Below are 13,413 nucleotides of genomic sequence, written 5' to 3' on the forward strand. Positions count from 1 at the left end.
ACCTCGTTTGGTGATCGTTAGCCACTGGTCCGTCACGAAAGCCAGCCCGCCGCATCGACGGCCCAGTAGGTGAGCACGATGTCCGCGCCGGCGCGCCGGATGCTCGTCAGGGACTCCAGCGCCGCCGCGCGCCCGTCGATCCAATTGTTCGCGGCCGCAGCGCAAATCATCGCGTACTCCCCCGAGACCTGATAGGCGGCCACGGGCACCGGCGAGACGTCCGCGGCGGCCGCCACCACGTCGAGATAACCCATCGCGGGCTTGACCATCACGATGTCGGCGCCCTCGTCGAGATCCAGCTCGATCTCGCGCAGCGCCTCCCGGAAGTTGCCCGGCTCCTGCTGGTAGGCGCGCCGGTCCCCGGACAGGCTGGAGCTCACCGCGTCGCGGAAGGGGCCGTAGAACGCCGAGGCGAACTTCGCGGCATAGGCCAGGATCACCACATCGGTGTGGCCGGCGGCGTCCAGGCCGTCGCGGATCGCGGCCACCTGGCCATCCATCATCCCGCTCGGCCCGACCACGTGTGCGCCGGATTCCGCTTGCGCCACAGCAAGTTTCACGTACCGGCTCAGCGTGGCGTCGTTGTCCACGCGGCCCCTGGCGTCCAGGACCCCGCAGTGCCCGTGGTCGGTGAACTCGTCCAGGCAGGTGTCGGCCATCAACACCGTGGCGTCGCCGAGGTCCTTGGCGAGGTCGCGCAGCGCGACGTTGAGGATGCCGTCGGGGTCGGTGCCGGCCGAGCCGGTCGGGTCCTTGTCCTCGTCGCGCGGCACCCCGAACAGCATCAGCCCGCCGACTCCCGCCGCGACGGCGTCGGCGGCGGCGGCGCGCAGCGAGTCCCGGGTGTGCTGAACCACGTTCGGCATGGACGGGATGGGTCGCGGGTCGTCGATGCCGTCGGCGACGAACATCGGCAACACCAAATGCCTTGGCTCCAGCGACGTCTGCGCCACCAGGCGACGCAACGCCGGGGTGGAGCGGAGCCGGCGCGGACGCTGCCGCGGGTAGCCGCCCACTCTCATCGACCGCGAGCGTGCGCAGAATGCCAGCGCGGACGGCGTGTCGCTGCACAGACACGCACGCTCGCGAGGGGGTGGGGGCTCGCCACTAGCGCCTGCGGCTCTTCTTGCGCGGCGGCGGCAGCGCGCCCTCGGCGCGCAGCCGCGCGGCGTGCTCGGCCAGGGCGTCGACCAGCGGGCCGACGGCGGCGGTGTCGGGCTGGACGTCCACCCGCAACCCGAATTCGGCTGCGGTCTCGGCGGTTTTGGGCCCGATGCAGGCGATGATGGTCCGCGCGTGCGGCTTGCCGGCGATGCCGACCAGGTTGCGCACGGTGGAGCTGGACGTGAAGCACACCGCGTCGAAGCCGCCCGTCTTGATCATCTCGCGGGTGGCCGCCGGCGGGGGCGCGGCGCGCACGGTCCGGTAGGCGGTGACGTCCTCGATCTCCCAGCCACGCTCGCGCAGACCCTCGGCCAGCGTCTCGGTGGCGATGTCGGCGCGCGGCAGCAGGACCCGGTTCACCGGGTCGAAAACGCTGTCGTAGGGCGGGAAGTCGTCGAGCAGGCCGAGCGAGGACTGCTCGCCGGCCGGCACCAGCTCGGGGCTGATCCCGAAGGCGCGGACCCGGTCGGCCGTCGACTCGCCGACGCAGGCGATCTTCACCCCGGAGAACGCGCGGGCGTCCAGCCCGAACTCGCCGAACTTCTCCCACACCGCGCGCACCGCGTTGGTGGAGGTGAACACCACCCACTGGAAGCGGCCGTCGACCAGGCCCTTGACGGCCCGCTCCATCTGGGCGGGGCTGCGCGGCGGCTCGACGGCGATGGTCGGCACCTCGATCGGCAGCGCGCCGTAGGAGGTCAGCCGCTCGCTCATCTCGCCGGCCTGGTCCTTGGTGCGGGGCACCAAAACGGTCCAGCCGTAGAGCGCGCGGCTTTCCCACCAGTTCAGCTTCGCCCGGCTGGCCACCGTCTTGCCGATGGTCACCACCAGCGGCCCGGTCATCGGGCTCGCCGGGTCGGCGCCGCCCAGGACGGCCGGATCGGTCAGCCCCCGCAGCGTGGTTTCGACCGAACGCTGCTGGCAGGTGGTGCCCTGCGCCGTGACCACGCAGGGGGTCGCCTCGGCCAGCTCGTGGTCGATCAGGGCGCGGGCCGCGTCGGGCAGGTGGGACGCGGTGGCCTGCAGGATCAGCGGGCCGGGTGCCGCCGCCAGCGCCTCCCAGTCGGTCCCTTTGGGGTCGACGCGCACGTCGGCAACCGTGTGCGACGAGCCCAGCGGCAGCCCCGCATAGGTGGGGACGGCGCTGCTCGCGGCCAGGCCGGGCACGATCTCGAAGTGCAGGTGGCTGCGCGCGACGGTGTTCACCTCGGTGATGACCGCGTCGGCGGTCAGCGGGTCGCCGGTCACCAGCCGCACCACGTCGGCGCCCGAACGGGCCTCGGCGGTAAGGGCCTTGGCGACGTCGGCGGGCTCGCCCAGCGCGGGCCGGATGTCGGGTCCGCCGGGGATCACCGCGTGCCGATCCCCGTCGCCGCCGCCCGCGTCGCCGTTCCCGGAGGCCGAACCGGCCGGCGCGGGGCCGGAGACCGGTGGCAGGTCCCTGCCGATCAGCGCGAGCACCGGCCCGGGGACGTCGGGGTCGGTGACCACCAGGGCGGCGTTGGCCAGCACCGCGGCCGCCCGCGCCGTCAACAGTCCCGGGTCGCCGGGGCCGGAGCCCACGAACGTGATGTGGCCCGGTCTCGGCTTGCGCCCTCGTGTCATTGTCGCTCCCACGTCATTCTCATTCAGTTCCCTTGCGACGGGTCCTGCCGCGCCCCCGACATCAGCTCCCGCGCGCCCAGTTCGAACAGCTCGGCGGCGACCGAAAGCCCCAGCTCTCGTGCCCGACCGGGAGTGCCGATTCCCGATGCGCGGATCACGTCGGACCCGTCCAGCGCCGCCACGCAGCCGCGCAGCGACAGCTCCTCGAAGACGCGGCCTTCCTCATCGATGGACTCGACCACTTCCGCGATCGCGCCCACCGGTGCGGAGCAACCGGCCTCCAGTTCGGCCAGCAGGGCTCGCTCCGCGGTGACCGCCGCGCGCGTGTCGGCGTCGTCCAACTCCGCCAGCACCGCCGCCAACCGGTCATCGCCGGCGCGGCATTCGACGGCGAGCGCGCCCTGAGCCGGTGCTGGCAACATCTGCACCGGCTCTAGCGTCTCGGTGACATCGTCGAGGCGGCCCAGCCGGGCGAGACCGGCCCGGGCCACCACGATGGCGTCAAGATCACCACTGCTTACCCTGTTCAACCTGGTATCTAGGTTGCCTCGTAGGGGGCGGATTTCCAAACCGAGACCCAATGCTCTAAGCTGTGCGGCCCGTCGCGGGGACGACGTGCCCACCAGCGAACCGACCGGCAACTCCCCAAGGACCAGCCCGTCCCGCGCCACCACGGCGTCCCGGGGGTCGTTCCGCGGCGGTATCGCCGCGACCGCGAACCGCGGATCCTCGGCGGTCGGCAGGTCCTTGTGCGAGTGCACGGCGGCGTCGACGCAGCCGTCCTCGATGGCCTCCCGCAGCGCGGTGGTGAAGGCGCCCACACCCAGGCTTTGGATGGGCGCCGACGACCGATCGCCGACCGTGGAGATGATCACCAACTCCGCGGGATGGCCGTTGGCGATGAGAGCGTCTCTGACGACACCGGCCTGCGTGGTGGCCAACAGGCTGCCCCGGGTGCCTATCCGGATCACGTTCGCCAATCGGCTACTCGCCGGACTGCGTTGGGGTTCCGGAGTCTAATCCGTTTGATATCACTGGCAATTCGCCCGCAGCGACGGCGGCTACGGAGTCTATGGCGGTCTGGTCGAGTTCGAAGAGCTCGCGCAGGGCCTCGGCGTAGCTGTCCCCGCCGGGGGCGCTGGCGAGCTGTTTGATCCGCACGGTGGGCGCGTGCAGCAGCTTGTCGACGACCCGCCGGACGGTGCGGGCCACCTCCTCGCGCTGGGCGCTCTGAAGGCCGGGCAGCCGGTTGTCCAGGCGCAGCAACTCCGCTTCGACGACGTCGGCGGCTCGCTGACGCAACGCGGTCACCGTCGGGGTGACCTCGGCCATCCGCTGCCCCGCCAGGTAGGTGGCGACCTCGGCCGCCACGATGTGGCGTGCGGCCTCGACGTCGGCGGCCGCGGCATGCGCCGACGGCTCGCGTTGCACGCGGTCCACGTCGACGACCCAGACGCCGGGCAGTCCGGCCACCGCCGGATCGACGTCGCGCGGCATGCCCAGGTCGCAGATCACCAGCGGCTGAAGCGATTCATCGCGGTGTCCGGCCGCCAGCGCATGGTGTACATCGGCCAACGAAACCACCGGACTCACCGCGCCGGTACAGCTGACGAGTATGTCGGCGCCCGCCACCGCGTCGGCGAGGCGGTCGAGGGTCAGCGCGTCGGCCGGCACGCCGGATTCGCGGACCTTGCGGGCCAGCCGCTGCGCACGGGACAGGGACCGGTTGAGCACCTGAATGCGCCCTATGCCGGCGCGGGTCAGGTGTGCCGCCGACAGCGCGCCCATCGCCCCGGCGCCGATGACGACGGCGGTCTTGCCCCCCAGCCCACCGAGCCTGCGTCCGGCCATGCCCAGGGCGACCGACACCACCGAGGCGCCGGCGGCGTCGATGGCGGTTTCGGAATGCACCCGCTTACCCACCGACAGCGCCCGCTGGGCCAGCTCGTGCAGCACCCGGCCGACGGTGCGATTGGCCTCGGCCGCGGCGTACGCGCGGCGCACCTGACCGAGCACCTGCTGCTCGCCGATCACCGCCGAGTCCAGGCCGCTGGCCACCGCGAACAGGTGCTCGACGGCGGCCTCGCTGTAGCGGACGTAGGCGTGCTTGGTCAGCTCACCCATCGACATCCCGGAGTGTTCCGACAGCACCTGTCCGACCACCGCCAACCCGCCGTGGAACGCGTCGACGATGGCGTAGACCTCGACCCGGTTGCATGTCGACAGCACCATCGCCTCGGTCACCAGTGGCGACTGCAACACCCGATCGACGATCTTGACCTGATCGGCTTCGTCGATGCTGAGCTGTTCCAGGACGGAGACCGGCGCACTACGGTGCGAAACCCCGAAGAGCAGGACGCTCACGGCAGCATCACCTGGCCAGCTCCCTTGCTTGCTCCACTACCGAACTGGTGTCCACGGTAAACGTTCATCAGGTGGGCTACCAAATAATTGACCGACGTCACTGGTCCGATCGGGGGCCGCCGCGGCCCGCCTTTTCCGTGAGCCTTCAGCGCGCGAGATCGGCGCGCAACCGCGGCTCGTCGACGTCCCAGTAGCTGTGCTCGCGGCCATCCAGCAGGATCACGGGCAGGCGGTCGCCGAACTCGGCCCGCAACCCCGGGTCGCCCGTCGACGCCGCGGCGTCGACGTCGACCGTGGAGAGCTCGAAGCCCAGCTCACCGGCCAGTTCGACCAGCCGGGCGTGCGCCCGCGCGCACAGGGCGCAGTCCCGGCGGGTCAGCAGCGCCACCCGCGGCCGGCCGTTGGGCTGCGTCATGGCCCCAGTGTGGCATTGGGTGAATTGTGGGGCCGCGCGGTAGCGGTTAGGTTGCCGCTGTGGCTGCTCAGGACACGTTGCGCGTCGACCCGGCGGCGATGCGGGGGTTCGCCGAAGGGCTGGGCGGTCGCGCCGAGGACCTGCGAAACCAGCTGGCCGCCCTCGACAATCAGGTCGGCGCGATGCTGGGCGGCTGGCGCGGCGCGTCGGGAAGCGCGTACGCGTCCGCGTGGGAGCTGTGGCATCGCGGGGCCGGGGAGGTGGAGGTCGGCTTGTCGCTGTTGGCGCGGTTGGTGGCCGAGGCCGGTGGGCTTTATCACGACAACGAGGCGGTGTCCGAGCGGGCGATGCGCGGGGTGGTCGGTGGCTGAGGGGTTTCGGGTGGATCCGCACGCGCTGGCCGACGCGGTGCGACGAATGACGGAGTTTCAGAGGTACGCCGAAGACATGCTCGACCAAATCGACTCCCTGGTAACGGATTTGCACGGGGGGTGGACGGGGCGAGGCGCGGCGGCCCACGCCGAGGCGCACCGGCACTGGGCCCGTGGCGAGGCGATGATGCGCGAGGCGCTGGCCCGGTTGCGGGCCGCGGGCGCGACGGCCCACCGCAACTACACCGGCGCAATGTCAACGAATTTGGCCATGTGGCCGTGACCTGAGGGTCGCGGGTCGACCTCGCGGGCCCGCGCCCGGCCGGGCGCGTAAATCCGGTCAAAGCCTCCGCCGGATAGTGTTGATACCGGCCGCCCACGGGCGGCGGGCGGCACGGCGATCCAGGAGGTGTGGCGATGGCTTCCCCTGAGTCGGGCAGCGCGGAGCCCACCGGCCGCGTTGACCTGGAGTCGCTGGCCGACAACGCGAGCGCCAAGCGTGCGCTCGACGACCTGCGGGCCGCGGGCATTCCCGAGGAGGGGCGCCCGCAGCCCCCCATTGATCTGACCGCGGCCGCGTTCTTCGACGTGGACAACACCCTGGTGCAGGGCTCCTCGGCGGTGCATTTCGGCCGCGGGCTGGCCGCCCGCAACTACTTCACCTACCGCGATGTGCTCGGATTTGTCTACGCCCAGGCCAAGTTTCAGCTGCTGGGCAAGGAGAACAGCGACGACGTCGCCGCCGGCCGGCGCAAGGCGCTCACGTTCATCGAGGGGCGATCGGTCGAGCAGCTGGTCGCTTTGGGCGAGGAGGTCTACGACGAGATCATCGCCGACAAGATCTGGCCCGGCACCCGCGAACTCACCCAGATGCACCTCGATGCCGGCCAGCAGGTGTGGCTGATCACCGCCACCCCGTACGAGCTCGCGGCGACGATCGCGCGGCGCCTCGGCCTGACCGGCGCGCTGGGGACGGTCGCCGAGTCGGTCGACGGAATATTCACCGGCCGGCTGGTCGGCGAGATCCTGCACGGCCCCGGCAAGGCCCACGCCGTGCGGTCGCTGGCGATCCGCGAGGGCCTCAACCTCAAACGCTGTACGGCCTATTCCGACAGTTTCAACGACGTGCCCATGCTGTCCCTGGTGGGCACGGCCGTCGCGATCAACCCCGATGCCCGCCTGCGCAGCCTGGCCCGCGAACGGGGCTGGGAGATCCGCGACTTCCGGACCGCCCGCAAGGCGGCCCGGATCGGGGTGCCGTCGGCGCTGGCGCTGGGCGCGGCGGGCGGTGCGCTGGCGGCGTTGGCGTCGCGACGCCAATCACGCTGATAAGCTGCGCCGCTGAGCAAACGATTCGAGTGGAGAGCAGCAAGGCATGACAACTCCCGAGGAAGCCCAGGGTCTCATCGGCAGCCACTACCGGGCGCCGGATTACTTCGTGGTCGGACGCGAGAAGATCCGGGAGTTCGCGGCCGCGGTCAAGGACGACCATCCGACGCACTACAGCGAGGTTGACGCCGCCGACGCGGGGTACCCCACGCTGGTGGCCCCACTGACGTTCCTGGCGATCGCGGGCCGGCGCGTGCAGCTGGAGATTTTCACCAAGTTCAGCATCCCGATCAACCTCGCCAGGGTCTTCCATCGTGACCAAAAATTCCTGTTCCACCGGCCGATCCTGGTCCAGGACAAGTTGCACTTCGACACCTACCTGGACTCGGTGATCGAGTCCCACGGCACCGTGATCGCCGAAATCCGCAGCGAAGTCACGGACGCCGAAGGGAAGCCGATCGTCACCAGCGTCGTCACGATGCTGGGCGAGGCGGCGCACCAAGACGCCGGCACTGAAGAAACCGTTGCCGCGATTGCATCCATTTCAGCCGGAAAGTAGGGTCGATTTGTATGACGCCACAGGGGGAACCGGGTGGCACCCAGCTCAAGCCACCGGTTGAAGCGGTCCGATCCCACTACGACCGATCCAACGAATTCTTCAAGCTCTGGCTCGATCCGTCGATGACCTACAGCTGTGCCTATTTCGAACGTCCCGACATGACGCTGGAAGAAGCCCAGTACGCCAAGCGCAAACTCGCGCTGGACAAGCTGCACCTCGAGCCCGGCATGACCCTGCTCGACATCGGCTGTGGCTGGGGCTCGACCATGCGGCACGCGGTGGCCGAGTATGACGTCAACGTGATCGGGTTGACGTTGAGCGAGAACCAGTACGCCCACGACAAGCAGAAGTTCGACGAGATGGACTGGGGGCACCGCCCGCTTGCGGGGGACCCGCGCCACAAAGAGGTGCGGATCCAGGGCTGGGAGCAATTCGACGAGCCGATCGACCGCATCGTGTCACTGGGCGCGTTCGAGCACTTCGCCGACGGCGCCGGCGACGCCGGGTTCGAGCGCTACGACACGTTCTTCAAGAAGTTCTACAGCCTGCTGCCCGACGACGGCCGGATGCTGCTGCACAGCATCATCATTCCCGACAAAAAGGAAGCCGAGGAGCTCGGCCTGACGTCGCCGATGAGCCTGCTGCGCTTCATCAAGTTCATCTTGACCGAGATCTTCCCCGGCGGCCGGCTGCCCCGGATCTCCCAGGTCGACCACTACTCGTCCAACGCCGGCTTCAAGGTCGAGCGCTACCACCGGATCGGCTCGAACTACGTGCCGACGCTGAACGCCTGGGCCGACGCGCTCGAGGCCAACAAGGAGAAGGCCATCGAGCTGCAGGGCGAGAAGACCTTCGACACCTACATGCATTACCTGAGGGGCTGCTCGGACCTGTTCCGCGACCACTACACGGACGTCTGCCAGTTCACCCTGGTCAAGTAGCCGCGGCCGAACTCAGCCGAAGAAGATGTTGCGGCGCCCGGCCAGCAGCCGGTACAGCGTCTGCTGGATCGTCTCGCGCACCTGGTCGGTCAGCTCGAAGGTGACCATCGGGTCCTCGGCGTCGGACGCGGCGTAGTCGGCGGTGCAGATCGGCTCGCCGAACGCGATGCGCCATTTCGACGGCAGCGGCACCAGGCCCGCCGGGCCGGCCAGCGGGAACAGCGGGGTGATCGGGAAGTAGGGCAGGCCGAACAGCCGCGCCAGCAGCTTGACGTCGGTGAGCATCGGGTAGATCTCTTCGGACCCGATGATCGAGCACGGAATGATCGGGGCTTTGGTGCGCAGCGCCGCCGTCACGAAGCCGCCGCGCCCGAACCGCTGCAGCCGATAGCGGTCCTCGAAGCGCTTGCCCAGGCCTTTGTAGCCCTCCGGGAACACGGCGGTGAGCTCCCCGGCGGCGAGCAGCCGGTGCGCGTCGGTGGTGCAGGCCATCGTGTGGCCCGCCTTGCGGGCGGCCTCGCCGACCACGGGCAGGTCGAACACCATGTCGGCGGCCAGCAGCCGCAGGTCCCGCTGCGCCGGGTGCTCGTCGTGAACCGCCACCGACAGCATCAGCCCGTCGAACGGCAACACCCCGGCGTGGTTGGCCACCACCAGCGCGGCGCCCTCGCTCGGCAGGTTCTCGACGCCGCTGACCTCGACCCGGAACCACGACCGGAAGAAGAACCGCAGCAAAGGCCGAACGATCGCGTTGTTGAAGTGCGGGTCGAACCCGAACTCGTCGACGGTGTAGTCGCCCGTGAGCCGCTGGCGCAGGAATCCGGCGACCGCGGCGACGCGTTGCGCGAGATCGTTGAGCGGCGCCTCGGTGGTCGACATCGCGCTCGCCGCGCGCCGGTGCTCGTCGATTTCGCGGACCACGGCGGCGATCTGTTCGGCGGACGCCCGAGCGCGCGGATCGGACAGCAGCGAGGGATGTTGACGAGACGAGTCCGCCCGTTGATCGGCTCTGCGACGCGCCGCTACCCGACCCCTATTGGTATGCAGTGGAATGACATTCGCTCTGGTCTCACCCGCCACGTTAACTATCCAAATCTATCTGCCCCGACCCATGGAATGGGATTCCGGCTACCCCACCGCTGCGCTATCGCTATGGCGCGACCCTCCCAGGAGCGTACCCGATCAGGGTCGATTATGGGAGTCAGGCCGCGGCCGCGAACGTAGTCGTCGAACGCGTCGGCCGTCGTCCATTTCGGCTGGTAGCCGAGTTCGGTGCGCATCCTGGTGGTGTCCATGACGCGGCCATAACTCAAATAATCAAACTGATCGCGGGTGATCTCGGTATAGCGATTGGCCCGTCTCAGCGAATCCAGCGCCCACACGCCAAAACCGGGTACCGGCAGCGGGATTCGGCCGGCCCGCCGGATCGCCTGCGACAGCATGATGATGCCGTCGGCGCCGATGTTGAACGTGCCGGCCTTGCCGGCCATCGCCGCGCGCTCCAGCGCGCCCAGCGCATCCTGCTCGTGCAGCAGCTGCAGGCGGGCGTCGCGGCCGAACATCGTCGGAACCAGCGGCCCGGCCAGATACCGCGACAGCGTGGTGTCCATCGCCGGGCCGATCATGTTGGCCAGCCGCAGAATGGTCACCGCGATATCGGGCCGGCGCCGGCCCAATCCGCGCGCGTATCCCTCGATGTCGAGGCTGTCCTTGGCGAAACCGCCGCGCAAGGGCCGCCGGCTGCTGCTGTCCTCGGTGAACATCACCGGGTCGTGCGCGCTCGAGCCGTACACCTCGGAGGTCGACTTCAGCACGACGCGGCGCACCGAGGGCGCCTTCTGGCAGGCCGCGAAGAGCTGCATCGCGCCCATCACGTTGAGCTCCTTCAGCGCCGCGCTGCCGCCGGATCGCGGCGCGTACGACGCCGCCGCGGCGTGCACCACCGTGTCGACATCGCCGTTGCGAATCACCTTGGCGATGAAGGGATTACGAATGTCGGCGCGGACGAACTCGGCTCGGCCCATGCGGCGCAGCATGTCTTTGCTGGGAGCGATCGCATCCACCGCGATGACGCCGTTGATCAACGGGTTCTGCGCGAGCCGGGCGGTCAGGTAGCCGCCCAGAAACCGGCACGCGCCGGTAACCAGCACCACCTTGGGATAGTGCATGGTGTCGCTCGCGCCGGCACCGCTTCCGCTGGGCTGATCCACCCAAACAGCCTAACGGCCCGGCGAGACGGTGGCGTTTCGGCGACGTGACGGTGAACTGGGGCTTACTTACCGAGTTTTCTGCGCTGCACCCGGGTGCGGCGCAGCAGCTTGCGGTGCTTCTTCTTCGACATGCGCTTGCGCCGCTTCTTGATTACTGAACCCATGAACTCCGCTATCTGACCGGTGACCGCTGCTAAAAACCTCGAGCCACCTTACCCGGCGGGCGGCGCCCAACACCAAACGGGCACCGACCGTAAGCTCCGCGACGCGACACGCTGGGCCGCCGCCGGATTCACGGTCGGGCCATGGGCGCGGCTAGCCCGCGTCGAAGTACGAGGTCTCCAGCATGTCGTGGACGGCCTTGGCATGCACCCGGAAGGACCTCCCGACCCGCACCGCCGGCAGCTCGCCGTTGTGCACCAGCCGGTACACCGTCATCTTGGAGACGCGCATCAGCGCGGCCACCTCGGCGACGGTGAGGAATTGTGTCCTGGCCTGCTGGCCGTCGGCGGAACCGGTGTCCCGCCCCTTACCAGCGGAATCTCGCGCCGATGGCCCGTTCGTAGACGTCATCGCAACCCAATCGTGTCAGGCCCGCGCAATGCCAGCGGCTTCCCCTCCGCTGGCACCCACACGTGCATACAAGTAAGGAGAATAGCGGGACTAATGGGGTTACTGGTACTGGTGAGGGACAATCAGTCCAAAATTCTTGAATTATTCCGATGTAATTCTTAGCTGCTCAGAGCGCCTTTTGGCGGCCTGGACCGCCGCGTCCACGGCCGCCCGCACTCCGCCCCGTTCCAGTTCGCGCAGCGCAGCGGCGGTCGTGCCGCCGGGCGAGGTGATCGTGGCTCTCAGCTGCGCCGCGGTGGCGTCCGCCCGCATGCCCGGCGCCTCCCCCTCGAACGCCCGGTCGGAATCCATCCGTTCCAGCAGCATGGCCGCCGACCCGGCCATCGTCTGCGTGGTCAGGTCGGTGGCGACGTCGCGGCTCAGGCCCGCCGCGACACCGGCATCCACCAGGGCCTCGACCAGCAGGAAGAAATACGCCGGACCCGAACCGGACAGCGCGGTCACGGCGTCCATCTGGGCTTCCGGAACCGTGAGCACGCCGCCGACGGAGTCGAACAGCGCCGCGACCTCCTCGAGCTGTGGCGGGGTGACGAATCGGCCCTTGGCCAGCGCGGTCACCCCCGCGCCCACCAACGCGGCCGCGTTGGGCATCGCCCGGACCACCGGCGTCCCGGCCGGTAGCTTGGATTCGAAGTAGGTGATCGTGATCCCGGCCGCGACGGTGACGAACACCTGCTCGGCGCTGTCGGTCTCGGCCGCGGTGGCGGCACGCGCCAGCTCGCCCAGCACCGACTCGACGTCGGCCGGCTTGACGGCGACGACGACGAACGTCGCGTTCTCCACCGCGTCGGTCACCGAGGTGACCAGCACCGAATAGGTGTCGGCCAGGTATTCGGCGCGCTCGGGCACCCGTTCGACCACCACCAGGTCTTTCACCTGCCGGCCCGCCCGCAGCAGACCCGACAGCAATGCCTCGCCGATGCTGCCGCCGCCGATGATCGCGATTCTTGCCATGCCGGAAAGCATCGCAGACAGCGGCTACCCGCGAGCGGCAGGGACCAGCGCCAGTTGGCGGGCCTGCACCACCAGGCGGCCCAGGCTGTCGACGACGACGTGGTCCTCGTCGAACCAGTCGTGGCCGATCTCCATGCACGTCGCGATGATTCGCAGCCAGCCGTCGGCGGGCAGGGCGCGAAGGAAGGCGGTGAGCTGAATGGTGGGGGCCCAGCCGGTGCGGTCGACGGCGAAGGTCACCGGCGCCGACAGGTCCCCGCACATGAGCGCGAACAGCGCGTCCGGGGCCACGTCGCGGGGCCGCGCCCACATCTGGATCACCGGCGGCCGCCCGCCCGCGCTGAGCCCCATCGTCGACAGCACCGGCCGCACGTCGCAGCCCTCGCCCAGGTGCACCAGGCCGGCCAGCGGGTGGCCGGGCCCGATCGGCGCGACGTCGTCGGGCGGTTCGGGCGCCATCAGGTCCAGGACGGGGTTGGCCGACAGCAGCGGCGCGGCCCGGCCGCCCGGCGGGAAATGTTCCGGCGCGCCCAGGTTGACGACGGCGTGCACGGCGGTGCGGTCGCCCTGGGTGAGCTCGACGTCGACGACGCTGATCCGGCGGCCGCGCTTGCGGATCGACGTCACCAGGCGCACCGCCCCGGGATCGGGCGCCCACAGGAAGCTCGCCGACACGGCAACGGGCTGCAAGTCCTGCCCGCCGTGTGCGGTGCGGGCGGCGTTGGCGCACAGCGCCAGCATCGCGCCCCCGTGCACCTTGGGCCCGATGGTCCAGTGCTCGTTGAGCTCGCCCGCATACACGCCGGGATCGACCTGCCGCAGCGTCATCGCGGTGGTGAATAGCGCGTTCATGGTCTCCTGGTGTCGC

General features: G+C 69.7%; 16 protein-coding genes. 5 read left to right on the plus strand and 11 right to left on the minus strand.

The genetic code is table 11. The features are described 5' to 3' along the window. Window positions 1–32 precede the first annotated feature (32 nt). From hemB to G6N25_RS06585, 5 genes are all read right to left on the minus strand, one after another. Window positions 33–1,022, minus strand: a complete 990-nt coding sequence (hemB, locus tag G6N25_RS06565; RefSeq protein ID WP_083074518.1) for a porphobilinogen synthase — start codon at window positions 1,020–1,022, stop codon at window positions 33–35. Window positions 1,023–1,107: 85 nt separating this feature from the next. Further along, window positions 1,108–2,769 (minus strand): bifunctional uroporphyrinogen-III C-methyltransferase/uroporphyrinogen-III synthase, encoded by a 1,662-nt coding sequence (locus G6N25_RS06570; protein ID WP_083074517.1) that lies wholly within the window; start codon window positions 2,767–2,769, stop codon window positions 1,108–1,110. Between the two features lie 23 nt (window positions 2,770–2,792). After that, window positions 2,793–3,740: a hydroxymethylbilane synthase gene (gene hemC / locus G6N25_RS06575; protein ID WP_083074516.1), complete on the minus strand. Its 948-nt coding sequence runs from the start codon at window positions 3,738–3,740 to the stop codon at window positions 2,793–2,795. A 13-nt stretch (window positions 3,741–3,753) separates the two neighbouring features. Then, window positions 3,754–5,133 carry a glutamyl-tRNA reductase gene (locus tag G6N25_RS06580; protein WP_083074515.1) on the minus strand — a complete coding sequence of 460 codons (1,380 nt, stop codon included), beginning with the start codon at window positions 5,131–5,133 and terminating at the stop codon, window positions 3,754–3,756. A 145-nt stretch (window positions 5,134–5,278) separates the two neighbouring features. Continuing rightward, a complete protein-coding gene (locus tag G6N25_RS06585) occupies window positions 5,279–5,548 on the minus strand; it encodes a glutaredoxin family protein (protein ID WP_083074514.1) in 270 nt (89 codons plus the stop codon). Window positions 5,549–5,607: 59 nt separating this feature from the next. Between G6N25_RS06585 and G6N25_RS06590 the strand changes: the two genes are divergently transcribed. The 5 genes from G6N25_RS06590 (at window position 5,608) to cmaA2 (ending at window position 8,748) form a co-directional block, all read left to right on the plus strand. Further along, window positions 5,608–5,919: a WXG100 family type VII secretion target gene (locus G6N25_RS06590; protein WP_083074513.1), complete on the plus strand. Its 312-nt coding sequence runs from the start codon at window positions 5,608–5,610 to the stop codon at window positions 5,917–5,919. Continuing rightward, complete coding sequence (locus G6N25_RS06595; RefSeq protein WP_083074512.1) at window positions 5,912–6,202, plus strand: WXG100 family type VII secretion target; 291 nt, start codon at window positions 5,912–5,914, stop codon at window positions 6,200–6,202. The genes G6N25_RS06590 and G6N25_RS06595 overlap by 8 nt, the downstream gene beginning before the upstream one ends. Before the next feature lie 134 nt (window positions 6,203–6,336). Then, window positions 6,337–7,248: an HAD family hydrolase gene (locus tag G6N25_RS06600; protein ID WP_083074511.1), complete on the plus strand. Its 912-nt coding sequence runs from the start codon at window positions 6,337–6,339 to the stop codon at window positions 7,246–7,248. 46 nt (window positions 7,249–7,294) lie between these two features. Continuing rightward, window positions 7,295–7,807 (plus strand): FAS1-like dehydratase domain-containing protein, encoded by a 513-nt coding sequence (locus G6N25_RS06605; protein WP_083074510.1) that lies wholly within the window; start codon window positions 7,295–7,297, stop codon window positions 7,805–7,807. A gap of 11 nt (window positions 7,808–7,818) precedes the next feature. Continuing rightward, entirely contained in the window at window positions 7,819–8,748 is a 930-nt protein-coding gene (gene cmaA2 / locus G6N25_RS06610) for a cyclopropane mycolic acid synthase CmaA2 (RefSeq protein WP_083074509.1), read from the plus strand. Between the two features lie 12 nt (window positions 8,749–8,760). Here cmaA2 and G6N25_RS06615 read toward each other — a convergent pair whose 3' ends face one another. From G6N25_RS06615 to G6N25_RS06640, 6 genes are all read right to left on the minus strand, one after another. After that, window positions 8,761–9,837, minus strand: a complete 1,077-nt coding sequence (locus G6N25_RS06615) for a lysophospholipid acyltransferase family protein (RefSeq protein WP_142272673.1) — start codon at window positions 9,835–9,837, stop codon at window positions 8,761–8,763. Beyond that, window positions 9,834–10,916, minus strand: coding sequence for an SDR family oxidoreductase (locus G6N25_RS06620; protein WP_142272679.1), 1,083 nt, complete (start codon window positions 10,914–10,916; stop codon window positions 9,834–9,836). Before G6N25_RS06620 ends, G6N25_RS06615 begins: the two co-directional genes overlap by 4 nt. Window positions 10,917–11,020: 104 nt before the next feature. After that, window positions 11,021–11,122, minus strand: coding sequence for a 30S ribosomal protein bS22 (locus tag G6N25_RS06625; RefSeq protein WP_003402602.1), 102 nt, complete (start codon window positions 11,120–11,122; stop codon window positions 11,021–11,023). Window positions 11,123–11,273: 151 nt separating this feature from the next. Then, on the minus strand, window positions 11,274–11,531 hold the full coding sequence (locus G6N25_RS06630; protein WP_083074506.1) for a cell division/environmental response transcriptional regulator: 258 nt from the start codon (window positions 11,529–11,531) through the stop codon (window positions 11,274–11,276). A gap of 141 nt (window positions 11,532–11,672) precedes the next feature. Further along, entirely contained in the window at window positions 11,673–12,545 is an 873-nt protein-coding gene (gene proC / locus G6N25_RS06635) for a pyrroline-5-carboxylate reductase (protein WP_179961655.1), read from the minus strand. A 24-nt stretch (window positions 12,546–12,569) separates the two neighbouring features. Then, window positions 12,570–13,397, minus strand: a complete 828-nt coding sequence (locus G6N25_RS06640; protein WP_083074570.1) for a thioesterase family protein — start codon at window positions 13,395–13,397, stop codon at window positions 12,570–12,572. Between the last annotated feature and the right edge of the window lie 16 nt (window positions 13,398–13,413).

The sequence above is a fragment of the Mycobacterium heidelbergense genome (genome assembly GCF_010730745.1).
Taxonomy (GTDB): Bacteria; Actinomycetota; Actinomycetes; order Mycobacteriales; family Mycobacteriaceae; genus Mycobacterium; species Mycobacterium heidelbergense.